Source organism: Christiangramia flava JLT2011 (genome assembly GCF_001951155.1).
Classification (GTDB): domain Bacteria; phylum Bacteroidota; class Bacteroidia; order Flavobacteriales; family Flavobacteriaceae; genus Christiangramia; species Christiangramia flava.
Map to the genome: position 1 here is coordinate 1,298,313 of NZ_CP016359.1, position 26,776 is coordinate 1,325,088.

Below are 26,776 nucleotides of genomic sequence, written 5' to 3' on the forward strand. Positions count from 1 at the left end.
ATTCAAAATGCAATAGATGGGGCCAGCAAACATGTAGACAGGCCCTGATATTTTATCGATGGAAACAGCTTTGAAGCTGCCATCGTAAAAATTCCCGGCTTCGTCTAGGCCTTTTCCACGCTCGTCTATTTCAGTTGAGGCTTTCGCAATCTGTAACTAGTTTTGAGCCGGTTAAGATTCGATGAATGGCTAAAAGAAATCTCATGTTGCTCTTTATTATTTGTATTACTGGTAAAACATTTAGCCAGGTAAAACTAAAGGAAGACGGTATAGGATGGACCTATGATTATATTCCTTCGAATGCCTCGAGCGGAGGATTGGAAAATTATCAGCTCCTGAATGAAATTTCGGCAACGGCCGGGAGGTTTGCCTTTAAAAATGAAACACAGGCAGGAATTTTAAGGTATTCCAGCAATTATAACAGTTTTCAGCAATCATTCCTTAACCTGGAAAACCATATTCAAACCAGTTATAAAGTCATGCCGAATTTCAGTTTTCAAACAAAGCTGGGAATCGGGGTATATACCAATTATCAAGGAGACCTGAACCTGAATGACCTGGTTTTTACCGGTATATCTACTTTCATTAAAACCTGGGGCGAGGAAGGAAATTTAGAGACCTCCCTGGAAGCCGGTATAGCTTACGAAACCTACCTTGGGGAACCTGCCATTTTACCGGTAATTGCATTCCGTACACCTATAAGCCCGAATGTATCTCTTACAGCCGGTTTTCCATATAGCGCTCTGGCATTTCATTTGAATGATCAAAATACGATTAAACTCGCTCATGTTTTCGAAGGCTCTTTCTATAAACTTTCAGAAAATCCTTCAGGGGCAACTGCCAGCATAGCATTGCAAAAATTGGGAATTTCCTTTCAGCATGAACTTTTTCAAAGTTGGTCATTCCATTTAGGAAGCGATTATATTTTGAAAAGTGAAACCAACATCCCTGCGCCTGGCGGGGATGAAGAATATAACAATTCCCTCAATGCTTTCTCCATCAATGCAGGATTCAATATTAAACTTTAAATAACTTCAACTAATGACAATTTATAATTTGAAATACTTTTTATATGCACTGCTGGTTACTACACTAATTTCCTGCAGTAGCGACGACGATGACTCTGAAAGAGGGAACTGGATCGAACGATCGGTTTTTGATGGCACACCAAGAAGTAACGCAGCAGGCTTCACCATTGGCAGTACCGGTTATATGGGAACAGGCTATGACGGAGATGATTATTTAACCGATTTCTGGTCCTACAATATCGAAGGAGATTACTGGGAACAGTTAACCGATTTTCCGGGCGAAGCTCGCAGCAGCGCATCCGGTTTTGCGATAGACAGTAAGGGATACATTGGTATTGGCTATAATGGCGAGGAAGAACTTCAAGATTTTTACGAATATGATCCCAGTTCGAATTCCTGGACGCAAAAAGCTGATTTTATGGGAGGACCACGGCGAGCAGCTATTGGATTCGGAATAAATGGAAACGGGTTCATTGGTACCGGTTACGATGGAGATAACGATCTTAAAGATTTCTACAAGTTCGACCCTGTCGAAAATGAATGGAGCCTACTGGTAGGTTTTGGAGGTGAGAAAAGACGCAACGCGACCGCATTTAGCATTAACGGGAAAGTTTATCTAGGAACGGGTGTGAGTAACGGCCTATACAAAGAAGACTTTTGGGTGTTTGATCCTAATACAGAAATTTTTACCCGATTGAATGACCTGGATGAAGACGACGACTACAGCATTACGAGATCGAACGCGGTATCTTTTGAACTCGGTGGCTACGGCTATATCACCACTGGTTATATTGGCGGCGCTACCGCTACTACCTGGGAATATGACCCAACTACCGACACCTGGGAAGAGATCACCGCACTGGAAGGCAATATTCGCCAGGATGCGCTGGGATTTTCTAATGGGGATCGTGCCTACGTCCTTTTAGGAAGGTCTGGATCCCTGTATATGGACGATATTTATGAATTGCATTCGCAAGAAGAATACGATGATGAAGACTAAGTTGTTTGGATTTTAATTTTGTTGGATTTCTTGACCCAAAGGCCTGCTCACTCACATCATGGTCTTTGGGTTTTTTATTGATATACTATGTTTCAAAAAATCATTTATGTAGTGGGGATCCTAGTTTTTCTATTCAGCCTCATATTTGTTATAAACCTGAAAGTAAAACCGGAAGAATACACTTACCAAATCGACGAATACAAATCAGCTGGATACGGATACTCCATATTCTATAACCACCGATTATTAATTAAACAGAAAAAGATTCCGGTTATCCAGTGCAATCAGAAATTTCACACGAAACAGGACGCCGGCGAAGTAGCAGAACTGGTTATAATCAAAATGAAAAATGGGATCAATCCTTCCATCAGCTACGAAGAACTGGTCAATCTTAGCATAACCATTAAATAGGCTGTTTTCAGAAGGTAATAAATAAAAAAAAAGCCACCCGAAAAGGTGGCTTGTCTTTCTTAGTAGCGGGAACTGGACTCGAACCAGTGACCTTCGGGTTATGAGCCCGACGAGCTACCTACTGCTCTATCCCGCGATATTGGATGGCAAATATAAGGCAGAAAAAAGGTTCCTACCAAACTTTTTTCAGAAAATTAATGAGAAATCCAGTTGATGGCATCCAGCCTGTTTGTGGAATCAAACGTACGCACCTCGCACGGTAATACCAGGTCGTTGATTCCCATAAAAGTACGCATCCAGGAGGCATCAGAAATGAAAGCCAACTTATTAAGGTTTTTTGAATTCTCGTATTTAAATTTCAATTCTTTCATCAATACTTTTAATGGTACCTGTTGTCCCTTTTGAATTTCACAGAACAAATTGATCTTCCCGTGAAGCGCTATCTTCTCCAGGATGATTTTATGAATTTCTTCGAGATATTCTTCGGTAAGATCGCGATCTACCATAATTCCCACGACATGACCGGCCAGTTCAAAACTTGATACCATTTACGTAATTATTTGATGCACAAAGTACTAAAAAATATCCAACTTATTGTTCAATATCCCGCACCTCGAATTGAACAAGTTCCCCATCCTCAAATGCCACTTCAAATTCAATGGGACGGCAACAAACTTCACAATCTTCAATATAGGTTTGATGGTTGATCGAAGGATCCAGTAAAACCGAAATTTCTTCCCAGCAATATGGGCATTGAAAAAAGTGTTCGTTCATTTCGTAACTTTTTTAATTCTTTTCCAGAGCCAGCTGCAGGTCTTCCCACTCTTCCATCAGTTTCTCCAGCTTCTTCTTGGAAGCATTGTAATTCGGAAGAAAATCTGCCTGCGTGATCGTTTTTTCATAATTTTCGGCAAGCTGCCTGTCTTTCGCCTTGATATCGGCCTCCATCTTCGTAATCTTCATTTCAATCTTGCTCAGGCGATTCTTCAGTTTCTTGCGCTCTTTCTGGTTAACCTGCGATCCTTTCTGTGCTCCGCTTTTTTCAGCAGAATTTTTCTTCTGAACTTCCCTTTTTTCCACGGCTCGCATGTCCTGAAGTTTCCGCTGGTCCAGGTAATAATCAATATCACCCAAATATTCGTTGATCTGGTGATTTCGGAATTCATAAACCTTATCAGTAAGTCCTTGCAGAAAATCCCGGTCGTGAGAAACCAAAAGCAAGGTCCCTTCAAATCTGCTCAAAGCTTCTTTCAGGACATTTTTGGATTTGATGTCCAGGTGGTTGGTGGGCTCATCCATCACCAGCACATTAAAAGGTTCCAGCAGCATTTTACAAAGTGCCAGCCGGTTTCTCTCCCCTCCGCTAAGCACTTTCACTTTCTTTTCCACTTCATCCCCACGGAATAGGAAAGCGCCCAGCATATCGCGTACTTTGGTCCTGTTGGTTTCATTTGCCGCATCGACCATGGTTTCTAAAACCGATTTTTCTCCATTCAGGTAATCCGCCTGGTTTTGTGCAAAATAACCCAGTTGTACGTTGTGACCCAGTTTGAGTTCACCTTCATGCTGAAGTTCCCCGATAATGATCTTTGCGAGCGTGGTTTTTCCCTGGCCGTTCTGTCCAACAAACGCGATCTTACTCTGCCGCTCCACCAGCAAATTGATATCATCAAGCACCTTTTTATCACCGTAAGCTTTTTCAAGGTGGTGCGCTTCGATCACTACCTTTCCCGGGTTCACACTCACGGGAAAATTCACGCTCATCACGGCATTGTCATCTTCATCAACCTCGATCCTGTCAATCTTCTCAAGCTTTTTCATCAGGGATTGCGCCATCGAAGCCTTGGTGGCCTTGGCACGGAATTTATCGATCAGCTTTTCGGTATGCTCAATCTCTTTCTGCTGATTCTTCTGAGCTGCCAGCTGCTGTTCGCGAAGTTCCTTCCGAAATTCCATGAATTCTGAATACGGCTTTTTGTAATCGTAAATATTTCCGAGGGAAATTTCAATACTGCGATTGGTCACATTGTTCAGAAACATCTTGTCGTGAGAGACCAGCATTACACAGCCAGGATAATTATTAAGAAAGCTTTCCAGCCAGATGATACTTTCGATATCGAGGTGGTTGGTGGGCTCATCCAGCAGCAAAATGTCATTGTTTTGGAGCAGTAGTTTGGCCAGCTCGATACGCATACGCCATCCACCGGAAAATGTATCGGTTTGCTTATGAAAATCGTCGCGGGTAAAACCCAGTCCCAAAAGCACTTTCTCGGTATCACCTTCGTAATTGTATCCGCCAATGATCTCGTACTGGTGCGTGATCTCACTCAGATCCTGGATCAACTGGTTATACGACTCACTTTCATAATCGGTCCTCGTAGCCAGCTGCTCATTGATATGAGTCATTTCTGCCTCCAGTTTTTTGATTTCGGTAAAAGCCTGGTAGGACTCATCCAGCACCGTACGGCCCTTTTCAAAATCGAGATCCTGCTTTAAAAATCCAATTTTTAAGGCTTTATCTTTCGAGATCTGCCCGGAATCGTATTCCTGCTCCCCGGCAATAATCTTTAGCATCGTAGATTTTCCCGCGCCATTTTTCCCAATAAGACCTACTCGATCTCCCGGACCCAGCCTGAAACTGATGTCCTTAAAAAGGTATTCTCCTGCAAACGAAACGGAAAGATTATGAATATTCAGCATCCCTGTAACAATTGTAACTCTAAATTCCTGCAAAGATGCTTAAATTTGTAATGCAAAAAAAATTAGATGAAAGCTCTTAAAGGAACCAAGCTCTATAGTATTTTAACCGGTACCTGTCCCGTTTGCCACGAAGAAAGCATGTACCTGGAGTCAAATCCCTACAAATTGAGCAGGGTCCTGGAAATGCACGAACGCTGTTCTCACTGCGGTACGAAGTATAAAATCGAGCCTTCTTTTTTCTACGGCGCCATGTATGTAAGCTATGCCGTTGGTGTTGCGTTTGCGGTTGCCGCTTTTATCATCTCCTATTTTTTCTTCGAAAGCAGTCCCTTGACTGCATTTTTTGCGATTACGGGTACCCTGATCGTTTTTATGCCGATCATCATGCGCCTTTCCAGGAATATCTGGATCAACTTTTTCTTTTCCTATAAAGGCACGGAAAAAGCTGAAAACTAATGCTGAAAATATTTTTTGGTAAAGCGGTTAAGATCCACCTCCGCATCAATTCCTGATTGGTCGTCAATAAAATCAAGCAATTGCCTGGCCATTACCGGGCCAGCCAGCACCCCACGACTTCCGAAGCCGTTGCAACAATAAAGATTGGAATGTTCCGGGTGCCTCCCAATAATTGGTCTTCTATCGATCATTGCCGGCCGTATTCCTGCCACCTGATCTACCACCTCGAAATCACAATTGATCACCTGCCTCACCTGCTGAACCAGTCTTTCACATGCCTGGGACGTTATCTCGGGGCTTTTATCCTGATTATCATAAGTCGCTCCCACTTTATAAAGGTCATCGCCTAGCGGAAGAATAAATACGGAAGATTTTATCGCCTCTTTTAACTGCAGTTCCCTGGAGCGAATGGTGATATACTCCCCTTTGTTTCCGCGAAGCGGTAAATACTGAAAATACGGATTGCGACGCAACCCAAAGCCCTCGCAAAAAATCACCGATTCAAAATGGCCATCCTGGTATTTGACCCTTCCGTCTTCTAGTTGTAATTGATCATAATCGAAATTTTCAAAAAGAATGCTGTTTTTTTCAGCCAGATACTTGCGGTAGGCAGCCAACATTTTCCCGGTGTCTACATGCCCGGTTTGCTGAACTTTTCCGTAGGAATACGGAGCACTGATATGTGGATTATCGATCTGGTGCAATTTCGTATCCAGGAATTCACCTAATCGTTCCTTATCGGTCGCCACAAACCAGTTGTTCTGTTCTTCCACCGAATGGAATCTTCGGAAAATATTCCAGAAATGCACCAGCGGGATATGTAGCTTTTGCTCCAGCGACTGATAAAAAGGGATGGATACCTTCAATTGTTCATCGGCATCCCAGGCTAATGTAAAGCGCTTCAGAATAACGGGATTGAAAATTCCACCGGCCACAAAAGAAGACTTCTGGCTGTTATCTTCATATACCCTGAAACTATGCCCTCGTTTTTCCAGTTCTTCACAAATGGCGAGTCCGCTAAGGCCAAGTCCCACTACCAAAAAATCTTGTTTCATGAAATGCTTTTCAGCAAAATTAAAAAAGCGCTCCAAGAGAGCGCTTTTTCAAAATATATTTTTTCAGGATTAGTAATTCCACATGTCCTGTTCGAAATTACGTATCTGTTCTTTGATCCTTTCAGATTCGAGCAGCTGCATAAAGGCATTATCCACGATATAATCATCAATTTGCCGGTCACCCTGCACGTTATCTTCTTTATAGATCACGGCATCAAAGCGCCGTGAGTTCAATAAATGATCAAAAGAAACGGTATTTGAAGTGTTTCCGCCCATGAAAACCTTGGCTTCATGAAGCACTTCACGTGCATCTGGATACCAAACCCAGAAAAGTTCTACCAGGTCTGTCTGGCCCGAATCAATAAAGTTTACATCTGGGGCCACTGGTGCGATTCCAAGTAAACGATATTTCAATTCAGCTAAACGCTTATCAAAGTACCACATCCCGCGGATGTGATATTCAGCGATATCAGCTGCACCAAGATCTCGACGATCGATATACTGCGCCGCTACCTCTTCACCTGCGTTATACTGCTCGATACCAAGATCGGTCGTATCAACTTTTGAAAGCGTTGCCCGAATATCCTTCAGCGTTCTTTTCTCATTGAAATAAGAATCGGCATAAATATTCTGGATCTTACCATCTTTAATAGCTCTGATCAATACATCATACAGGGAACGTCTACTGGTCCCAATATTGTTGGTATCAATAGGATAGTACAACGGGAAATTCACACGCTCATCCAGATCGATGATCTCCCAGGTGCCTTTTGACCATAGAATATCGCGGTCTCCCACGTATCCGTATTCCAAAGGTTTATCTTCTTCGTCTACGGCAAGCTGAGCCTCAGATTTTTTCCCAATATCCTCGGGCTTATCAGCATTAAGGATGTTTGCCTGCCCAAAAGATGCAGCGCCCATCATCATCGTAAAACCAAACACTAAAAATCCTTTCAAGCTCATTTTGTAAATTTTAATTTGTTAGCTCGATAAATACCGGAGCTACTTTTTTCAACTTATAGCTGGAATTACCTGCTAAAGAAGCCTCGATGTCGTATACCTGAACGCTTTCTCCACGTCCGGCACGACGTAAGGCTGCTTTTGCCCTATCATCTAAACGATTTCCACGTACAATAATTGTTGGCTGCCCAGGAACTTTAAATTTAAATCCGGTTACATTAAGATTCAGATCGAAATCGAAATCTGGCAGGGAAGCGCCAATATTGGCAATTTCCAGGCTGTTTCGCTGCATCGATACAGAACCATCTTCACCTCTAACAGTTCCAACAGGACGAGGAATATCTTTAATTCGGAAGGTCTTGCTATCTGAAACTGTTTCACCGGTAGGTAGTTTACCACTAACTTTAATGGCAACTTCTCTCGCCTGAAGCGTGGTTACATCCATAGTATATTTTCCGGCACCACCAGCCTGACGCAATCCAGGTGCGTTCGCACTCACACTTGGTACTCCAGGAATGGAAATAGTCATCGGGTTTTGAACTCCACGATACACCACGTTCATTTTATCAGCAGAAATCACTGCATTATTAGGTTTCGGAATCACAGTGTACGAACTGCTTACCGGAATTACCACGGTTGAATCACCTTCCTTGAATTCCAATTGCCCCTTGATATCCTGCTCTCCGATATTTCCAGCTGGAAAATCCAGAACAACCTGCCCGGCCTGAGTGCTTTCAACTTTTTTTCCATTGATCGTTACATTATCAAACTGAAGCGTATTGTCCACACGGCCAAGTACCACCTTTCCTTTGAAGTTTTCACCGCTAAAGAATGCTGTCTTGTCTGGAACCACGATCGCCTGATAGTTGGTCAATGAGACTTCGCTCTGCAGCTGCCCAGAAAGCATAGCCGAAAGAATCTGGCTCTCGGTGCTTTTTACATCAACCTGCATTTGAGTAAGTTTTGTAATAGAAGCGATCAATGGGAACCCCTGATAATGATAATCCAACCAGGGCTTCTTGATATTTTCACGAGTTGTGACTTCTCCAGTGGAAAATTCACTTCTTACTTTTTGAGCGATCTGAGGAAATGCATCTTCAATAGTAGAAGCCACGCCCTCACGGTAGATCTCGATCTGGTTCAGGAATTCCTCACCTTTCGGAGAAATCGTCCCACTCTGGAAAAACATTTCGTCCAGTTCGTTCGATTTGTCCATGGTTTCATAATCCTCAGGATCACTTACCGTCGCTTGTAGTTCATTTTTTAAATTGTCTATATAAGCAGTAAAGTTAGAAGATAGCTCATCGATCTTATCTGCTTTTTCCTTAAGAGGAGCATATTTCTTAGGTTGCTCGCTTACTTTTTCAGCAAGACCAGCCATAAATGCCGAATTTCGCTGAGTGGTTGCCGTACTTGATTCGGCAAGCTTTTCATTCATCAATCCGAAGGCTGTCAACACCTCCTTGGACATATTTAACGCCATCATCGCGATGAACACCAGGTACATTAGGTTGATCATCTTCTGCCGTGGCGATTGTTTTCCGGATGCCATGTCTAATTAATTCGTTTTAAGTTAAAAATTTAGCTTAATTGAAAATTTCAATTAGACTCTCGCTTTTCCGTTCATTGCAGTAAGCATTCCACCATAAACGTTGTTTAGGGAAGCCATATTTTCTGCAAGAGAATCCATCTGTGCCTTCAGTTTTCCGGCATTTTCAGCTACTTCCTGGTTGATCTCAGCCTGACGTGAAGCTGAATCTACCTGAGCTTTATAAATATTGTTCAAAGTTTCCATCTGCGCAGCTGCAACACTAAGTTCCTCGCTGTATTTTTTCTGTGAAGCCATGGAATCTACGGTAGGGGCTATTCCTTTGGCGGCACCTTCAAAATTTCGGATACTTTCGCTTAATGAACTCATCAAATTAGCGTCAATTTTCGCTTCGCGTAGCATGTCGTCCAGTTTCTTGCTCAACATACCCTGAGTTTCTTGCTGCTCTACTAAAGCTGCTTTTCGGTTAGCAGGCTCACCTCCTGCCAATTCTGGATAAACTAAAGACCAGTCCAGTTCATCGTCTACCGGTTCGAAAGCCGAGTATGCGAATACTAAAGCTTCCACACAAAGACCGATGATAAGCATTGCGTTACCAAACGGCCAGTGCATAATTTTAAAAAGGGCACCCAGAATTACTACAGATGCTCCAAGACCGTAGACCATGTTGGTCACTTTTTTCGTTGCTCTTGATTTTGCCATAACTTAAATGTTTAGATTTCTTGGTTTTTTATAAATAGGTTAAATTCATCCAAGTCTATTTGTTAGAAGATTGGTTTAAGGTTACATCAGTTCCCAAATAATCCTGAACTGTTCGGAAGCCGATATAACTTCTGGCTGAATCAGCATATTCATAATCTCTGGAACTTACCTGAAGGAAATAAGCGACATCCTTCCATGACCCTCCTCTAACTACTTTTCTCATATCATCAGGATTGTTAACGGTGGGGTTCATGGTAGACATGTATTCATATGATCCTGGATCATATGAAGAATCTACCCATTCCGAAACATTCCCGGCCATGTTGTACAACCCAAAATCGTTCGGGTCATAAGATTTTGCTTCTACGGTATACAAAGCCTGATCGGCGGCATAATCTCCTCGAAGCGGCTTAAAGTTTGCCATAAAACACCCACGATCATTCTTGGTGTACGGTCCACCCCAAGGATAGGTAGCTCCATCCAGGCCGCCTCTCGCAGCATATTCCCACTCCCCTTCAGTTGGTAAGCGGTAAGAAGGAACATTGGCATCTCCCTTGGATTTTTTATAATCGTTATGATATTTTGTTCTCCACTGGGTAAAAGCACGAGCTTGCTTCCAGCTCACTCCTACCACAGGATATTCATCATAAGCACTATGCCAGAAATAATCGTTGTGCATGGGCTCATTGTAAGAGTAGTTGAAATCCTTGATCCATACGGTGGTATCAGGATATACGGAAACTTCTTCGGTTTTAATGTAATCGCTACGGTCTCCCTGCTGTTTCGCGGCAGACTGGATGTCCATCCAGCTGTATCTGAATTTCAGTTTTTTCACATCGATCGTACGCTGGCCATTGTATACTTCATCCATCGGGATATACATCGAATCCATGACTTCCGCGTAATATACATCGGGATACTTATCTGTCTCCCAAACCAAATCTACGTCTTTATTCAGTTTACGGTTGGCATAATCGTCTGAAGGACCGCCCTGACCGTAAGTATTCATCATATATTCCTGATACGGAGTCATATCTTCCGGATCAGCATCAGCAAACGCATATTCCCCAATCCCATCATCGCCGGGAACAGCGCCCTGCATTTCTGCCATGATCGCAAGTTTCACCCGAACGACCGAATCGCGAACATAGTTCACGAACTGGCGATACTCTGAGTTAGTAATTTCGGTCTCATCCATGTAAAATGAGCGAACCGTAACGGTCTTTGGAGGGGCATTCCTCTGCCCGGCAATATCGTCATCAGATTTACCCATGACGAAGGCACCGCCAGGAATCAATGTCATACCATAAGGTTTCTCCGGATTCCACTTCTTACCCTCCGCACCAACAAGCTGTCCACGATCGCCTCCACCACAGCTGGAAAGCAAGGCTAGAACAGCAATGAGCGAAATATACTTCTTCATAGTTATCTTAGGTTAAGACATTTTGATTTACGGCAGTAAACCTATCTAATTATTTTCTAAAAAACAATATTTCAGATAAAAATAGCCTAAATCAAATAATGTCTGATGTATTTTTTAAACTTCGTTTTTTCTTTTTGCTTTATACCATCTTTCAGGGATCACCTGGTTGCATGCTTCCAGATAATCTTCCTCTGTGCAAGGTAATAACGTATGCCTTTTTAATTTAGTATTCACATGATCCAAAAACGGGATCTCGATCCACCACCTGCCGCTCACTGGGCTTTTAAAGAACACCAACACCTCATCTTCAATAGGCACCTGGTATCTTATAAACTCTTTTTTAGCGGAAATAGTATTCTCGTTCGTACGGTAGTTCACGCCTTCTACGAAATACCAAATGATCTGGGCAACCAGCGTATTTGCTAAGTCTCCCAGGTTATTCTGATATTCATAAACACCGAAAGAAGAAACTTTATCACTAATCCCGGCATAACGAGCCAGAGCGCAAATCTCCCTTCCGTTAAAACCATTAGGTGAATTGAAATAAGCTGAATTCATCGAGCCCGAATCAATCGCATTCAGGTCCATTCCAACCAGATTGGCATTCCTGAAGACCGGTTCCATCGCCGCAATATCCGCAGTGACTTCTCCCAGTCGATAAGCCTCAAAAAACAGCCTCTCCATTAATTCGATCTCTTCCTGAGAATTGAAATAGGTCTGGTAGCCTAAAGCCGAATAATTAAATAAATTATAAGGCTGATCAACTACGATTTTTCCTACATAAGACTCACTGGTAATCGCCTTGTCAGCATCGCCAAGATCAAATTTACTATCGATATTTACCAGGTTAACCATCTGATCCAGTTTATCATACGCCCTGTATTGGGCATAAATCAAATCCTGGCTTCCACCCAGTATCACCGGCAAAATATCCTTTTTTATCAGGCTTTCAACGATTTGTTGTACCGCGAAATAGGTATCGTCAACGGTTGCGCCTGCTTCCACATCCCCCAGATCAGCAATATTCACACGCCAGTTCCCGGGGAATAGTCTGTAAAAATTTCTTCTAAGCTGTGAAAATTCAGGGGTTTCGCTTTTCCGTACCGCTCGGCGGTTATCTTTCACGCCAAAAATAGCCACGTGAACATTTTCCAGATCAGGTAAGCCCGAACGCTCGCTATGGAACAGGGTTTTCGCTCCAAGGGAATGCTGGTCTAAGTTCTTGATTTGATCAAGCAGGTCCTGACTCAGGGGAGCAAGAAAATCGATCTCCATTGATTACTTCTTTTTGGTGGTTTTTTTGGTCGTTTTCTTTTTGGTCGTTTTTTTCTTGGTAGCCTTTTTCTCGATAATAGCTTTGGCTTCTTCGAGAGTCATTTTCTCGACCTTGGTAGTTTTTGGCATTTCCACCTTAGTCTTACCTTTAATTATGTTGAAACGTCCCCATCTGGCCTTTTCCACACGAATCCCTTCTTCTTCCCAATTATGAATGATCTTCTCACGCTCTTTTTTCAGTTTGTCCTCGATCAGTTCCTCGATATCATCTCCGGAAAGATTATCAAAATCATACTTCTTATTTACGTTGATGAAGATATTGTTCCATTTTAAATAAGGTCCAAATCGACCAACTCCTTTTTGCACCGGTTTATCCTGGTACTCATAGATTGGTGCGTCGGCCTTTTCTTTTTCCTTAATAAGCTCCATCGCACGATCAAAACTTACGTCATGCGGATCTTCACCCTTTTCTAGTGAAACGAATTTTTTTCCGAAGCGCACGTACGGCCCGTATCGACCATTATTCACCTCTACGCTTTCACCTTTATACTCCCCTAATTTCTTCGGAAGATCAAACAAGGCCATCGCCTCTTCATAGGTAAGGGTTTCCATGTTCTGATCTGGTGCCAGACTTGCAAACTGTGGTTTTTCTTCATCTTCCACGCTACCTATCTGCACCATTGGTCCGAATTTCCCTAAACGAACACTCACTGGCTTTCCGGTTTCCGGATCTTCCCCAAGGATTCGCTCGCCCACTTCACGATCGGCATTTTTAGCAACGTCCTGAACATGAGGATGGAAATCTTTATAGAATTCCTTCATCATGCTGGTCCATTCTTTATTTCCTTCCGCGATATTATCAAAGCTTTCTTCGACTTTCGCGGTAAAATTATAATCCAGGATATTGCTGAAATGATTTACCAGGAAATCGTTTACCACCATTCCGGTAGCGGTAGGAACCAGTTTCCCTTTATCGCTACCTACGGTTTCGGTAAGATTCTTCTCGGTAAGCTTATCTCCTTTCAGGGTAAATTGTACATATTCTCTTTCAGTGCCATCTACCGAACCTCTTTCGATATAATTCCTGCTTTGGATCGTGGAAATGGTAGGCGCATAAGTTGACGGTCTTCCAATGCCCAGTTCCTCCAGTTTCTTTACTAGGGAGGCTTCCGTATAGCGATACGGCGGACGCGTAAATCGCTCGGTTGCGGTGATGTAATCCTTGAAAAGCGGCTGACCAGCTTTCATGGCGGGCAGCATACCACTTTGTTCTTCATCTTCCTCATCGCTGCCTTCCAGGTAAACCTTTAGAAACCCTTCAAATTTCAATACTTCACCATTGGCGGTAAAAATATTATCGTGCTTATCTGCCTCGATCTTCACGTTGGTACGCTCCAGTTGCGCATCACTCATCTGCGATGCGATCGCACGCTTCCAGATCAGTTCATACAGCCGCTGTTGATCTCTTTCCGCAGAAATGCTGTGATTGGCAAAATTCGTAGGCCTGATGGCTTCGTGAGCTTCCTGAGCTCCTTTGGCCTTTCCTTTGAACTGGCGGGATTTAGCATATTTCTCGCCGTAAGCTTTCAGAATCTCTTCCTTGGCACCTTTTCGAGCCTCGTCAGAAAGGTTCACACTATCAGTTCTCATATAGGTAATATGCCCGGCCTCGTATAGTCGTTGCGCCAAAGTCATAGTTTTCCCTACTGAAAAATATAATTTTCTGGATGCTTCCTGCTGAAGGGTGGACGTAGTAAACGGCGGCGCAGGGTTTTTCTTCGCCGGTTTGGTCGTAAGATCAGCCACCTTGAAATTCGCGCCAATATTATCTTTCAGAAACTGTTCAGCTTCTTCGCGGGTTTCAAAGTTCTTCGGAATTTTAGCTTTCAGGCTTTTTCCGTCTTCCGTAGAAAATTCTGCATCGATCCTGTAAGAAGCTTCAGGTGTAAAATCCTGAATTTCGCGTTCTCTTTCCACAATCAGCCGTACGGCAACCGATTGTACCCTACCAGCCGATAGTCCGCCCTTGACCTTACGCCATAGCACCGGAGACAACTCATAACCAACCAGCCTGTCCAGTACTCGCCGGGCCTGCTGCGCGTTTACAAGGTTGTAATCGATCGTTCTGGGATTTTCGATCGCTTTCAGAATCGCCTGTTTGGTGATCTCATGAAAAACGATTCGTTTGGTATTGGTATTTTTCAGGTCGAGTTCTTCCGCCAGGTGCCAGGCAATCGCCTCTCCCTCCCGGTCCTCATCACTCGCCAGCCAGACGGTTTCTGCTGATTTCGCAAGACTCTTCAGTTTCTTTACAACATCCTTTTTATCCCGCGATACTATATATTTAGGTGTAAAGTCACCCTCGGTGTCCACCCCGATTTCTTTGGTTGGCAGATCGGCTATATGACCAAAGCTGGAAGCTACCTTATAATCGGCGCCCAGAAATTTTTCAATGGTTTTGGCCTTTGCCGGGGACTCTACAATCACTAAATTTTTTGCCATAGATTATGTGCTTTGTAAGTGCAAAAGTATATCAAATTTTTATTCAAGTTGTTCAACCTGGACTTTTGCTGCTATTAAAACTTCTGAAAACACCAATAAAATCAAGGCTTTTCAGAATTTAAAGATTTTTCTGTGAACTGCTTTTACCTCGTGTAAAAGTAAATTGCCGACACTTTCGCAAGCGGGTAATTAAGATCTGGCGCAAGATTCCCTTTTGCCGAACGTGCATTATTAAAAGCTACGATCCTTCCGCCGCCATTTAACTGTTCGGCCACAAATATCACATTATATGCTGAATCGTAAACTACTTTTACCGGATTTCCCAACTTGGTATTGGCGCCCTGCAACACCAGCTGATCGTCAACCGGGATTGCCGCTCCATCAGCCACTCCGTTTAGAACGCCCTGAAAATCGGGCATGATTTGTAAACTCCCGTCATTGTCAGCGGTCTCCGTACCAATATCAGAAAGCACCAAAAGATTATCTTCGAAATCCATCCCGTAAATACGCGTTACGCCTTCTATAGTCACCGTTTTATTCGCGCGAACCACATTGGTGATCCTGTTTTCCAGGAAATCGTTGAAAACTGCCAGTTTATTAGAGGTTTTGTGTGATACAAGCAGGTCGTCCCCCATGAATTCCACCGCCCAAACACGAAAATTCAAAAAAATCACGTTCCGCAATTTCAAACTGGATCCCTCATGCTGAAACACAAACAACCTGCTATCTTCGGTAAGCGGATCTCCATCGGCATCGGCGTCATCAGCCACTACGAAAAAGGAATTATTGACGGCCAGGTCGTGGGGATGCTCCAGAGACTGCGAACCTTCCAACCTCTCCTCCAGTGCATTTCCAGAAATCCCAAAAGTTTTCAGTGATTTATCGGTCATCGAAAGAATCGCGAGCGAATCGACATCCAAACCATATAAACCTGTTATATCGCCGGCTCCACTGGAATAGGTCCCAACTTTCCCGGTATTGATATTGTAACGTTTCACCTGCCCTTCCTGGGTTGCAGCAAAAAGGAAAGAATTCTTCGAAATCTGAACTTTAGTCGAAGGTTCGTCCTTGCTGCAGGAATGTAAAAATCCCAAACCGCAAATGATCAAAAACGCTTTTCGTAACATGTTATGAGCTTACAAGGTTCCCGCAAACTTAAAATATTCCTGATATATCGCAGAATTTTTAAGAGAAGCTTACGAAAATCAAGGAGATTATCGTTCGTTCAATCCCTTTCCCGCTATGATTTTCGGCCTGCTTTTTTCAATTCGCCTGGAACGTGTCGCTTCCTGTTGTGCCTCGTTAAAATGAATGAGATACATCCTTCGACGACCTGGAGTTAATTTCTGGAAGGCCGATCGCAGCGGTTCATCCTGTTCAAAAATTGTTTCCAGTTCTGGCGGAAGACGTTGTTCTTCCTGATTTTCAGGTAGCTGAACACCCCGATTTTCAATATCCACCGCCTCTTTTAAAAATTCCTGGATGGCGATTCGTTTCTCTTCAATTTCTTCGGGATTCCTAAAACTCAATCGCTTGGCCGATCTTGAATTGGGTCCCTGTTCCTCCAGCAATCCGTTAGGATCCTTCAGCAAAACACCTTTAAAGAACATGAGTGCCACGGAATCCTTGAACGGCTGAATGATCACGATGTTTTTCCCTTCGGAAGTGTAACAGGGTTTTCCCCATTTGAGTTCCTCGCTTAAGCCTGCAGCCATTGCTAGTTCGCGTAGTTGCCCAATCTCTGCCTTCCATTTTCGGTCTTTCTGAAGATAGTTCTGCATCATGGATTCCATATTTCTGATTGTTTCGTTATCAAAATGAAGGCGCCCACATCAAAATACGGGGTATTCAACTGCCTTTCAGGTTATAAGCAAGGAAATTACATATTTTTAGCCACATGAAAACACTCATCTTACTTATTAGCCTCAGCATATTTCCGTTTCCAACAATTGAAGCACAGGAATGTGCCTGCTGCTCGGCTGATTTCAGGGGTTTCGATTTCTGGATCGGCGACTGGGAAGTCTATAACCCTGAAGGGAAGAAAATTGGAGAAAACAAAGTGATAGCCCTGGAAGACCACTGCATTATTGCGGAAAACTGGACCGGAGCCAGCGGCGGTTCCGGCAAAAGCTTTAATTACTTCGATAAAAATGACCATACCTGGAACCAGCTCTGGATCAGTAATACTGGTAATATCCTGAAGTTGAAGGGCACTGGTTCAGAAAGCAAAATGGTGCTGCAAAGCGAACAAAAGCCTGGTGAAGTTCACAATAAGATCACCTGGACCTTAAATGACGATGGCAGCGTAACCCAGCTTTGGGAAGTGCTGGATGCCAACGGGAAGGTCACACAAAAAGCTTTTGAAGGTATTTACCGAAAAAACATTACTGAAAAATAGCCGTTTTTGACTCCATAGTTGTATCGCCTGAAAATGCATCAATACCTTCACGAAGCCATTCCAAATAAGAATCGGTATCTGGCTGGTAACCTATTGGCGCATTCAGTTTATTTTCCTGGTGATCGATCAAAACGTAATAGGGCTGGGCATTCGCCCCATAACGCGTGATCTGAAAATCGCTCCATTTATTCCCGATGGTTTCAATATCTTTCCCGGTTTCTTCTGAAACATATTGCTCGGAAGCCGGCAATTCTCGTTTGTCATCTACGTACAGAGAAATCAACACGATCTCATTTTTTAGCACGTTTAAAACCTGCGGCTCGCTCCAGACCCTCTCTTCCATCTTACGGCAATTCACACAGGCATGGCCCGTAAAATCGATCATCACCGGCAGGCCTTGTGCTTTGGCGTATGCCATTCCTTCTTCATAATCATGGAAAGAGATAATATCGTGTGGCCCCAAAACGGCATTTTCCGGTAATCCCGAAGCGTTGGATACTCCGCCTCCCTTGGAATTTCCTACACCGTAAGGGGATTCACTGTATTGTAAGGGTGGTGGGAAACCACTGATAAGCTTCAGGGGCGCTCCCCATAAACCCGGAATAAGGTAGATCGTAAAAGCCAGCACCAGTAAACCGGTCAGCAATCGGCCCACTGAAATATGTTCCAGTGGCGAATCGTGAGGCAACCTTATTTTTCCGAATAAATAGAAGGCCAAGGCTCCAAACACTGTGATCCAGATCGCCAGAAACACTTCTCTTTCCAAAAAGTGCATCTGCAAAACGAGGTCGGCGTTCGATAAAAATTTAAATGCCAGCGCCAGTTCCAGAAATCCAAGGAAAACTTTGACCGTGTTAAGCCAGCCCCCAGACTTTGGCAATGAATTCAGCCATCCAGGGAAAGCTGCGAACAATGCGAATGGCAGTGCGATCGCGGAAGAAAAGCCCAGCATCCCGATCACGGGCGCCATACCGCCCTTTGATGCCGCATCCACCAGCAATGTTCCCACAATGGGACCGGTACAGGAAAATGATACGATAGCCAGGGCGAGAGCCATGAAAAATATCCCGACAAATCCCCCTTTATCAGCCTTTGAATCGATCTTTGTTCCCCAGCTACTAGGCAGGACGATCTCGTAAGCCCCCAGAAAAGAAAAGGCAAAGAATAGCAGCAGGATAAAGAAAATAATATTAAACCAGACATTGGTGGATAAAGCGTTCAAAGAATCGGCACCAAAGATCACCGTCACCAGCGTCCCAAGAAAAACGTAAATCACAATGATCGCTAGACCATAAAAAATCGCATTCCTGATGCCCGCAGCACGGGATTGTGACTGCTTGGTAAAAAAGCTTACGGTCATCGGGATCATGGGAAAAACGCAGGGAGTCAGCAATGCCGCAAAGCCTGATAAAAAAGCAATGAAAAAGATCCCCCAGAAATTTTGTTTTTGTTCTGGTTCTAAAGTAGCCGTTTCTATAGACTCTTCGGAAGGCGTCGCAGCAGCTGAAGTGCTTGAATCTTTTGCTGAAGTCGAAGTAGTTTCCGCTTCAATTGGCTCGCCATTTAACGAAAAAGCGAATTTCTTGGTATCATAAGTACAGGCTTTGTCATCACAGGACTGGTATTCGATCTCCGCGTTGATCCTGGTTAGATCGGGATTTTTAAGACGAATCTTTTGCCGGAACTGCGCCTCATCAGAAAAATAGGCCAAATCCATTTCAAAAACCTGGTCATATTCCACTTCTGGTTCTGATTGTGTTACGCCCCCGACCAATTCATAATCTTCCCCCGCAGCTTCAAATGTGAAAGTAGTTGGATTGGGACCTTCCGCAGGCATTTCCGTAGCATACAAATGCCAGTGCGGCTCAATTTCGGCATGAAAGATCAGCTCATATTCGGTTTCAGAAATCTTGTTTAACTCGGTTTCCCAGTGTACCGGATTCAGTATTTGGGAAAAAGCGATGGTTTGAAAGAGCAGGAAAAGCGGTAAAAAGCCTTTCCGAATAAGAGTTTGAAACATAGATTCTGAAAAATTTGGTTCCGTTTAATTCAATCGTTAAGCCGAAGCTCACCCATAAAAGGTCGTTCAAAAATATCGATTCTTACGTAAAACAGGAAAACAGCAAGCATTTATCGTGTGACAAGCGTTATATATTCGTTAAACGATCATTGATTATCAGCATTTTTACCGATTTTATGGTAGATCAAAAATAAAATTGTTATGAGTTATTTAGAAAAAGCAAAAGACATTTACAGCCAGCTCCAGCAGGGAAAATTGCTGGATGCTTTTGACCAGTATTACCATGATGATGTGGTGATGACCGAGCCAAAAGGAGGAACGCGCAAAGGCAAAAAAGATTGCCGGGATTATGAGGAAAAATTCCTTTCTAATGTTAAGGAATTCCATAATCTGGAGATCAGGAACGTGGGATCTAATGAAAATGAAAAGTCTACTTTCGTAGAATCTATGATGGATGCCACGCTACAGGATGGCAAACGCTACCAGATGGAGCAAACTGCTGTTCAGCAATGGGCCGGGGATCACATTATTTACGAACGTTTTTATTACGATAAGGCTATTTGGCCAGACCTGAAATAATTGAAGAGCCGGGTTCTGCCCGGCTTTTTTTTATTTGATCGGTATCTGGATCGCTACTTTTGTACCTTTTATGTTTCCTGCTGAAATATGAAATTCGCCGTTTCGCTCGGCAACCATCTGCTTTACCAGTGGCAAACCAAGACCAAAACCTCTTTCACCATCGGTTCCCAGGGAAGTTCCAGGCTCCAGGTCATTGATCTTTTGTAAGCCTTCTTCGGAAATCCCATCACCGCTGTCACTTACCAGAATTTGCAAAAAATAACACGCTTCTTTTTGAAGGATTTCCAGATTCACATTGATTTCTCCACCTTCCGAAGTGAATTTAATGGCATTGGAAACCAGGTTTCCAATGATCGATAACAATTTTCTTCGAGAGAAAGTCACTTGCTGGTGTTCCCCGGAAAGCTGTACATTTAGCGAAAGCTCCTTTGCGCCGGCCGGCAGACGGTATAGTTCCAGGATCTTATTCCGAAGTTCCTGAATATTGAGCAGGTGGGCATTCAGCAGATGATGACGGGCCTCCCTGTTTAGAATATCATCGGTCATTTCGATGATCCCGTTTGCTGATTTACTGATCATGTCTAGGTATTCCCGCATTTCTTCCCCGGTGATCTCCTCATCCCGAAGGGTGTCTGCCAGGCCTGAAATTCCAAATACCGGGCCTCGTACGTCATGAGCGATCTGGTTTCTGGATTTTTCCGCGGTGATCAAGGCATATTCCAACTCATGAATCTTGCGTTTCATTTCGAGTTTCCCCACGATTTCCTCGGCCAGCAACTTTAGGAACCGCCGTTGCTTTTCACTGATCGATTTTTCGCCACGGTCCAGCACGCATAGCGCCCCGATCTTCTCGCCACTTTCCAGCTGCAGTGGCACACCGAAATAATAGCGAAAACCGTCTTCTTTTTTCACATATTCCTTGGACTGGAAACGCTCGTCCAGGTGCAGGCCATTCACTTCCATATGATCTGCTTCAGACTGGATGGTGACACTACAAATGGAATCTTCTCGCGGAATATTCCGAAATTCGTTCGCTGAAATAGACCACTGGTTGTAATTATCGATAAGGTTCAGGAAAGAAATCTCTGTTCCGGCAATAGTAGCTGCAAGATCGGTGATTTGCCCGAATTCTTCGGCCATTTCCTGGTATTGGAGATCAAATTCGCTAAGCTTGTGAATTCGACAAAATTCCTGTTCTTCTGTCGAGACCTGCTGAATCATAAATCAGATTTTTGGCTGCCAAAGATAAAAGATATCCCATGCATCGAAAGAAAATTTCAGAAAATGCTAATTTGGATGAAAATTCAGAAAATGACCAGAAACCTGCTTCTTTTTGCTTTCGTACTGGCTAGTCTCCAGACCTTAAATGCTCAGGATTCCCTGAAAACCTGGATGCTGGGTCCGTTTTTCAGATCCGAAGATCCCAAACCTATCAGCCAGAGCGATCCGGAATCCAGTTTCAAAGACCCCATTACCGGCAACGTGGCGTACTGGGAATCGATGGCCACCTTTAACCCGGCAGCTATCGTCAAAAATGGCAAAGTCCAGGTCTTTTATCGCGCAGAAGAAAAACTGGGAGAAAAGGAGATTGGAGGGCATCGCTCCAGAATTGGACTCATGACTTCGGGAGACGGGATCACTTTTCAGAAGAACAAGCAACCCGTTTTCTATCCCGATAACGACTCACAAAAAGCAAATGAATGGCCAGGCGGAACGGAAGACCCCAGGTTGGTACAAACCGAAGAAGGGCTATTCGTACTTACCTATACGCAGTGGAACAGAAAGGTTCCAAAACTGGCCGTAGCAACTTCTAAAGATCTTATAAACTGGGATAAACACGGCCCGGTTTTTCAGAATTACAAAGATGGAAGCTATCAGGAGCAGGAAACCAAATCTGGTGCAATAGTCACAAAACTGGAAAATGGCAGGCTGGTAGCAACAAAAATCAATGGAAAATACTGGATGTATTATGGTGTGCCTACGATCAACCTGGCATATTCCGAAGACCTGATCAACTGGATCCCGCTGGAAGATTTCGAGGGAAAAGCTGCCGCTGTTTTAAAACCGCGAACGGGTTATTTTGATTCCTGGCTGGTGGAAGCAGGACCACCGCCAGTGCTTACCAAAGATGGGATCGTGGTGCTGTACAATGCCGGAAATTCCCGGAATATCGGTCAGCAGGATCTTGCCAACCGAATATACACGGGCGGGCAGGCTTTATTCAGCGCTACCGAACCCTGGAAATTACTGGATCGATCAGCAAAACCTTTTATACAACCGGAAACCGACTTTGAAAAATCGGGACAATACCAGGATGGTACAACTTTCATTGAGGGTCTGGTATATTTTCAGCAGAAATGGTTTCTCTACTATGGAACCGCAGACAGCATGATCGGTGTGGTGAGCACCAAATAAAAGAATAAAAGCTACCCATTTTTTGTTTGCAGCAGAAATCCCTTAATTTCGCTGGCATGAATCGAATGTTACGCCGGCTGGCCTTCTTTTTATTTCTCTTCCTACAATTTAGCTTCCTGTTTTCCATTCTTTTTGAGAAACTTGAAACTCCCTTTTTGGTAGGCATCATTCTGGTGCTTTCTGGCTTACTGAGTTTTGCTTATTACCAGTCCCCAAGGTCTGAGGAGCGATTCTTCATAAAAGATAGTTTTCTAATACTTTTTGTAGTGAGCGGTGCGATCATTTCCTATCTGATCAACCTGAAAATGGGACCCGTCATTGCCGCCGGAGCTACGGGCACCGTGGCATCTTTTATCCCTAGTTTTATAAAGTCTGAAAAACGCAAAGGCCTGGTCAAAGAAGTTCCGGCAGCAGTTTATTGCGGCGCATTTGTAGGAATGACGGCGCCTGCAGTGGCAGGAAATCTCCATTTCATCATTTTTGCAGGCTTTATTGCCGGTACTTTTCTATTACTGGCGAAGAACATTTTTAATGGTTTCGGCGGAAAGTTAGGCACCATTGCGTTTGGTGGTGTGGCCCTTGCTTCAGCGGTAATTTACTGGATCTTCTGAAATGGAAATAACAATCCTGATACTCACCGGAATCCTGGCAGCAGTTAGTACTTATGTTCTTAATAACAACCTGAAACAAGGTGCTGTTCGGGCATCTGCGCTGCTTTCTCTCCTAGTAGGACTATTTTTTTACTTTTTTCCGGATCTTTTTTCTGAAAAACTGACCCAGCAAATACCCGTTGTGTTTATTGGCGGAAGCTTTATAGGAATGGTTTCCTCGAGGATCCTTAGCAGTTACGTGTTGCTCGCGATCTCCGGAACGATCTTCTCCATCCTATTCATTAATAGCAGCAGGTTTTTTGAGGGGTTTGGCGGCGGCCTGGGTACCACCGCAGCGATCTCGCTCCTGGTATCTTTAAGTCTGGCCATTATCGCCAGGAAATCTCCAATTCAAAAATTCAAACAGAAGGTTTCAAAAATCCGCAAATCCAAAAGGTCCTAAAACAAAAAAGCCTTCTCCCGAAGAATCGGAAAAAAGCTTCTCATTGGCTAGCCCAGTATCCTAACAATTGTAGAAATCGCAGGCTAACTACACATCCCTGCTTCCAGGGACAAACAACACAACTAATCTTTAGTGCCAAAAAAAGCCCCCCATTTTGAGGAGCTTTCTTTTTGCAATTTTGCGGTCTGGACGAGAGATTAAAATTCTAATTTACCATGCTATCTTCAAACCACTTACAGAAATTAATTAAAAGAGGGTACCCTTTTTCTGCTTATTAAGCTTCAAAAATATTTGATATTGCCTTACTAGAACCCTTCACTGCATTGTTCAATTGAATTCTAGCTTTTTCCGCCTGGATTGCGTTGTTTATAATTTCCTGTCTCATTTCTTTTTTGACTGGAATTGGAATAATAATTTCCTCCTTAAAAATGTTTTCTCTCACCTCTGGCTGAGATGCGGTAATAGAAAGGTAATAAATTTGTTTCCTAAAAAATTCCGATTCCATAATTCCCCATAATAAATATTTTTCCTCCTGATTTTTAGGTCTAATCCCGATAAATCCAGTTGTTACTAATTGGTCATCAAATTCTTTTGGTATTATAACTGTAGTTCCCCTACTACTATTATTCTTGGCAAAAATCACATCATCCTTTTTAACTTGTAAACGTGCTCTAGTTGGCAAACTATTAAATTCATCTTCTCTAAATTTTACAATTGTACCGTCAATTGTAACATCTCCAATTTCGAAATATTTGAATGTAGAGCCAGATAATTTGTTTGCCTGACTTTTCTTAATATCCTTAATAATATTAAAATCTTTACCGTAATGTAATTTAATTACGCCCTTTTTACCTAGTTCTATTAATTTATCTTTAGTTTGTCTTAATTCTGGTGAGTAATAAAAGGCATCTAATCTTTCAGGGTTTAAATCCTCTGGTTTTACAGTAAATATCTGAAGAGGACATGATAAAGGTTCATCATAAGATTCATTTTTAATTATTACGTCTTCAATTTCTTCGCCTTGTTGCCATCTTTCATAATACCTAATAATTTCCCGCAGATTATTTCTTTCAGGAGTAGGCTTTTTATGGTCGTCATGACCAATGTTATTAGCAATAGCCATAAAAATTTCACCTTGCTTTTCTCCTGGTGATTTCTTTCTTAGATGAACTATTGAAGTCTTCACATTTGCTTCAGCCCCAAAAAAGGTATTAAATGGTAGTGAAACTATCTGAAGTATCACGAAATTTTCTAGAATGAAATCTCTATAACGTTGGCTTTTTTGCCCATTAATAACCGTATCATCTATTACTGTTGATAATTCCCCCGTACTATCTTTCAACAAATCAAAATATCTTTCTAAAAATAAAACATTAGATTTTTCGGATTTTGAATATGCTGTCCCTACCCTGTTAATCTTTTTATACTGGTCCAAAATCACCTTTTCATTAGGGTCCTTTGAATCATACTTCATGCTGAATGGTGGATTGGAAAGAATTACATCAAACTTTAAATTCTTTTTATTGAATTCATCACGTAATTCATCAAGCCCCTCCTTCTCTTCCTTTAAAATTCCATCTTCCGCTTGTATCATTTTATCTAAAGCATCAGCCTTAAATATTTTACTACCACCATCTCCGTGCAGGTACATATTAAGCCTAGCAATACGTGCTATTTTACCATTTGCTTCGATACCATATAGATGGTTGTTTTTAACCTCTTCTAGATAATCCTCTTTTTCCTGCTTAGATAAATTTTTCTTATTAAGGATATCTCTTACGAATTGAGCCATCGCATCAATCAAAAAACCTCCACTACCACAACAACCGTCAAATACGAATGGAATATTTTCTGATATTTCATTAGCCTTATTTACCCTCACATGTAATGGAGTAGACTCTACCATATAGTGCACAACACCTCTTGGAGTAAAGAATTGTCCTAAACCTTTTCCACGAACAGTTGCATTTAAAAATGTTTCAAACATTCGTCCATTTAAGTCTTCATCTATTCCGTACAAATCAAAATGCTGAAGCTTTTTTACTACCTCTAATACAGTAGAGGCTTTCAAGTTTAACCCCTCTCCTTTTTCAAAAACTCTTTTTTTCTTATTATTTTTAATTTGGTCCTCTAAATCTTCTTGAACTTGGGAAAATAGTATTTTATCAAATGGATGACTTTCTACTTTTGTCATTGTATTTAACCAATGCTCAGAAAACACAAAGTCTTCTTTTTTAAGCTGTTTACCACTCTTAAATAAGTCATGAATTTTATTATCCTCCCTAATTTTGATGAACATAATTTTAGCAAACTCATAAAATGCATCAGTAGGATTAACTTTCTCCTTTTTCCAAATTAAATCGTGACATTCATTAAATTTCTTCAATAAAGTATGTAAGGTTGGTCTTTCGTGTTCAAAAACACCCTTGGTAGCTTTTGCGTGTGCAAATGCTGAAAAAGATAACTTTGACCTTAGTTCAATGAAGCTTTCATTATGTGCAATAAAGTCTTCAAATCTTAAAAAATGTTCAGGATTATTATTATCCCAAGGATATACTGACAAATACAAACCATTAGTTAGTACAGTAAATATTACAGGATTACGGTCCTTATATTTCTGGTTTAAACTCAAAGCATAAGATGATACTTGATAATAGTAGTCTTCTATTTTTTCACTAGGAGACTTTGCATCAATAACCACAATTGGGTCACCTGCAGAATCTAATAAAACATAATCTGGTTTATATTTTTCTTTTTTACTACCTCGCCCAATTACAATTTCATCTAATGACTTCTTTCTAAGAACCTTATCATCTGGATAGGAAAAGTAATTTAATAGTCTTTCAACAAAAAGGGCTTCTACATCCGCTTCATTTCTTAGGTCAGTTGAATTACAGAATAAGTTTTTCATTTATTTTTTTTATAAAGATTCTTATAAAACTCATCTCTTTCAGAGTTTGTTTTATACGGTGATATTATTTCTAAGTTATGGCAGCCTAATACATATAAACATTGCATAAAAAAGGTAGCGGAAAAGGTTCCTCTACTTATTTTATTACTTAAACTAGTCGTATTGATATCTATCCCCAGTTGAGACAATCTATCAGCTAGCTCAGCATTCTTGACACCTTTTTTAGCCATTTCAGACTTCAAAAGTCTCTTTAAATGTTCATTCCAATCCTGCAAATTCAGATATGTTAGGATAAATTCAAATATACACTAAATGAAATAAAATATCATTAACATATAT

At 42.2% G+C, this 26,776-nt stretch carries 25 protein-coding genes and 1 tRNA gene; 9 read left to right on the forward strand and 17 right to left on the reverse strand.

Translation table 11 applies throughout. The annotated features are described in order from the left end of the window. Window positions 1–185: 185 nt before the first annotated feature. From GRFL_RS05455 to GRFL_RS05465, 3 genes are all read left to right on the forward strand, one after another. Window positions 186–1,028, forward strand: coding sequence for a DUF6268 family outer membrane beta-barrel protein (locus GRFL_RS05455; protein ID WP_083643653.1), 843 nt, complete (start codon window positions 186–188; stop codon window positions 1,026–1,028). Between the two features lie 13 nt (window positions 1,029–1,041). Beyond that, on the forward strand, window positions 1,042–2,028 hold the full coding sequence (locus GRFL_RS05460; RefSeq protein ID WP_083643654.1) for a Kelch repeat-containing protein: 987 nt from the start codon (window positions 1,042–1,044) through the stop codon (window positions 2,026–2,028). Window positions 2,029–2,115: 87 nt separating this feature from the next. Next, window positions 2,116–2,439 carry a DUF4907 domain-containing protein gene (locus GRFL_RS05465; protein WP_083643655.1) on the forward strand — a complete coding sequence of 108 codons (324 nt, stop codon included), beginning with the start codon at window positions 2,116–2,118 and terminating at the stop codon, window positions 2,437–2,439. A gap of 63 nt (window positions 2,440–2,502) precedes the next feature. Here GRFL_RS05465 and GRFL_RS05470 read toward each other — a convergent pair. From GRFL_RS05470 to abc-f, 4 genes are all read right to left on the reverse strand, one after another. Continuing rightward, a tRNA-Met gene (locus GRFL_RS05470) sits at window positions 2,503–2,575 on the reverse strand. Window positions 2,576–2,633: 58 nt separating this feature from the next. Beyond that, the gene (locus GRFL_RS05475) at window positions 2,634–2,987 is read right to left on the reverse strand and encodes a SpoIIAA family protein (protein ID WP_083643656.1); all 354 of its coding nucleotides are present in this window, start codon (window positions 2,985–2,987) and stop codon (window positions 2,634–2,636) included. 43 nt (window positions 2,988–3,030) lie between these two features. Next, window positions 3,031–3,213: a CPXCG motif-containing cysteine-rich protein gene (locus GRFL_RS05480; protein WP_083643657.1), complete on the reverse strand. Its 183-nt coding sequence runs from the start codon at window positions 3,211–3,213 to the stop codon at window positions 3,031–3,033. A gap of 12 nt (window positions 3,214–3,225) precedes the next feature. Further along, window positions 3,226–5,139 carry a ribosomal protection-like ABC-F family protein gene (gene abc-f / locus GRFL_RS05485; RefSeq protein ID WP_083643658.1) on the reverse strand — a complete coding sequence of 638 codons (1,914 nt, stop codon included), beginning with the start codon at window positions 5,137–5,139 and terminating at the stop codon, window positions 3,226–3,228. Between the two features lie 66 nt (window positions 5,140–5,205). Here abc-f and GRFL_RS05490 point away from each other — a divergent pair, with 66 nt between their 5' ends. Further along, window positions 5,206–5,595 (forward strand): DUF983 domain-containing protein, encoded by a 390-nt coding sequence (locus GRFL_RS05490; protein WP_083643659.1) that lies wholly within the window; start codon window positions 5,206–5,208, stop codon window positions 5,593–5,595. On the opposite strand, the gene GRFL_RS05495 is transcribed toward GRFL_RS05490, so the two are convergent. From GRFL_RS05495 to GRFL_RS05535, 9 genes are all read right to left on the reverse strand, one after another. Then, window positions 5,592–6,650: an NAD(P)/FAD-dependent oxidoreductase gene (locus tag GRFL_RS05495; protein ID WP_083645972.1), complete on the reverse strand. Its 1,059-nt coding sequence runs from the start codon at window positions 6,648–6,650 to the stop codon at window positions 5,592–5,594. The two genes, GRFL_RS05490 and GRFL_RS05495, sit on opposite strands and share 4 nt — an antisense overlap. Window positions 6,651–6,719: 69 nt before the next feature. After that, window positions 6,720–7,613, reverse strand: coding sequence for a type IX secretion system ring subunit PorN/GldN (gene porN, locus GRFL_RS05500; RefSeq protein WP_083643660.1), 894 nt, complete (start codon window positions 7,611–7,613; stop codon window positions 6,720–6,722). Between the two features lie 10 nt (window positions 7,614–7,623). Further along, window positions 7,624–9,162, reverse strand: coding sequence for a type IX secretion system motor protein PorM/GldM (porM, locus tag GRFL_RS05505; protein WP_083643661.1), 1,539 nt, complete (start codon window positions 9,160–9,162; stop codon window positions 7,624–7,626). Window positions 9,163–9,213: 51 nt separating this feature from the next. Further along, window positions 9,214–9,861: a type IX secretion system motor protein PorL/GldL gene (gene porL, locus GRFL_RS05510; protein WP_083643662.1), complete on the reverse strand. Its 648-nt coding sequence runs from the start codon at window positions 9,859–9,861 to the stop codon at window positions 9,214–9,216. 55 nt (window positions 9,862–9,916) lie between these two features. Further along, entirely contained in the window at window positions 9,917–11,284 is a 1,368-nt protein-coding gene (porK, locus tag GRFL_RS05515) for a T9SS ring complex lipoprotein PorK/GldK (protein WP_083643663.1), read from the reverse strand. 114 nt (window positions 11,285–11,398) lie between these two features. After that, a complete protein-coding gene (locus GRFL_RS05520; protein ID WP_083643664.1) occupies window positions 11,399–12,559 on the reverse strand; it encodes a formimidoylglutamase in 1,161 nt (386 codons plus the stop codon). 3 nt (window positions 12,560–12,562) lie between these two features. Next, a complete protein-coding gene (topA, locus tag GRFL_RS05525) occupies window positions 12,563–15,061 on the reverse strand; it encodes a type I DNA topoisomerase (protein WP_083643665.1) in 2,499 nt (832 codons plus the stop codon). A gap of 143 nt (window positions 15,062–15,204) precedes the next feature. Then, entirely contained in the window at window positions 15,205–16,188 is a 984-nt protein-coding gene (locus tag GRFL_RS05530) for a hypothetical protein (protein ID WP_083643666.1), read from the reverse strand. An 87-nt stretch (window positions 16,189–16,275) separates the two neighbouring features. Continuing rightward, on the reverse strand, window positions 16,276–16,845 hold the full coding sequence (locus GRFL_RS05535; protein ID WP_158091600.1) for a YdeI/OmpD-associated family protein: 570 nt from the start codon (window positions 16,843–16,845) through the stop codon (window positions 16,276–16,278). 113 nt (window positions 16,846–16,958) lie between these two features. On the opposite strand from GRFL_RS05535, the gene GRFL_RS05540 reads away from it, so the two are divergent. Next, complete coding sequence (locus GRFL_RS05540; RefSeq protein WP_083643668.1) at window positions 16,959–17,459, forward strand: hypothetical protein; 501 nt, start codon at window positions 16,959–16,961, stop codon at window positions 17,457–17,459. Here the strand turns inward: GRFL_RS05540 and GRFL_RS05545 are convergent. Then, window positions 17,446–19,479 (reverse strand): protein-disulfide reductase DsbD family protein, encoded by a 2,034-nt coding sequence (locus GRFL_RS05545; protein WP_083643669.1) that lies wholly within the window; start codon window positions 19,477–19,479, stop codon window positions 17,446–17,448. The genes GRFL_RS05540 and GRFL_RS05545 overlap by 14 nt on opposite strands. Before the next feature lie 201 nt (window positions 19,480–19,680). Between GRFL_RS05545 and GRFL_RS05550 the strand changes: the two genes are divergently transcribed. Beyond that, window positions 19,681–20,058, forward strand: coding sequence for a nuclear transport factor 2 family protein (locus GRFL_RS05550; protein ID WP_083643670.1), 378 nt, complete (start codon window positions 19,681–19,683; stop codon window positions 20,056–20,058). Window positions 20,059–20,088: 30 nt separating this feature from the next. Here GRFL_RS05550 and GRFL_RS05555 read toward each other — a convergent pair whose 3' ends face one another. Beyond that, entirely contained in the window at window positions 20,089–21,279 is a 1,191-nt protein-coding gene (locus GRFL_RS05555) for a GAF domain-containing sensor histidine kinase (RefSeq protein ID WP_083643671.1), read from the reverse strand. 75 nt (window positions 21,280–21,354) lie between these two features. Here GRFL_RS05555 and GRFL_RS05560 point away from each other — a divergent pair, with 75 nt between their 5' ends. The 3 genes from GRFL_RS05560 to GRFL_RS05570 are packed head-to-tail and all read left to right on the forward strand — an operon-like array spanning window position 21,355 to window position 23,526. Beyond that, entirely contained in the window at window positions 21,355–22,473 is a 1,119-nt protein-coding gene (locus GRFL_RS05560) for a glycoside hydrolase family 130 protein (protein WP_236995886.1), read from the forward strand. Window positions 22,474–22,529: 56 nt separating this feature from the next. Beyond that, window positions 22,530–23,084 (forward strand): hypothetical protein, encoded by a 555-nt coding sequence (locus GRFL_RS05565; protein WP_139839186.1) that lies wholly within the window; start codon window positions 22,530–22,532, stop codon window positions 23,082–23,084. Between the two features lies 1 nt (window position 23,085). Then, a complete protein-coding gene (locus GRFL_RS05570; protein ID WP_083643673.1) occupies window positions 23,086–23,526 on the forward strand; it encodes a hypothetical protein in 441 nt (146 codons plus the stop codon). Between the two features lie 274 nt (window positions 23,527–23,800). Here GRFL_RS05570 and GRFL_RS05575 read toward each other — a convergent pair whose 3' ends face one another. Both GRFL_RS05575 and GRFL_RS05580 read right to left on the reverse strand, forming a co-directional pair. Then, window positions 23,801–26,437, reverse strand: coding sequence for an N-6 DNA methylase (locus GRFL_RS05575; protein WP_083643674.1), 2,637 nt, complete (start codon window positions 26,435–26,437; stop codon window positions 23,801–23,803). Then, window positions 26,434–26,712 (reverse strand): DUF6471 domain-containing protein, encoded by a 279-nt coding sequence (locus tag GRFL_RS05580; RefSeq protein WP_083643675.1) that lies wholly within the window; start codon window positions 26,710–26,712, stop codon window positions 26,434–26,436. The genes GRFL_RS05575 and GRFL_RS05580 overlap by 4 nt, the downstream gene beginning before the upstream one ends. Window positions 26,713–26,776 lie beyond the last annotated feature (64 nt).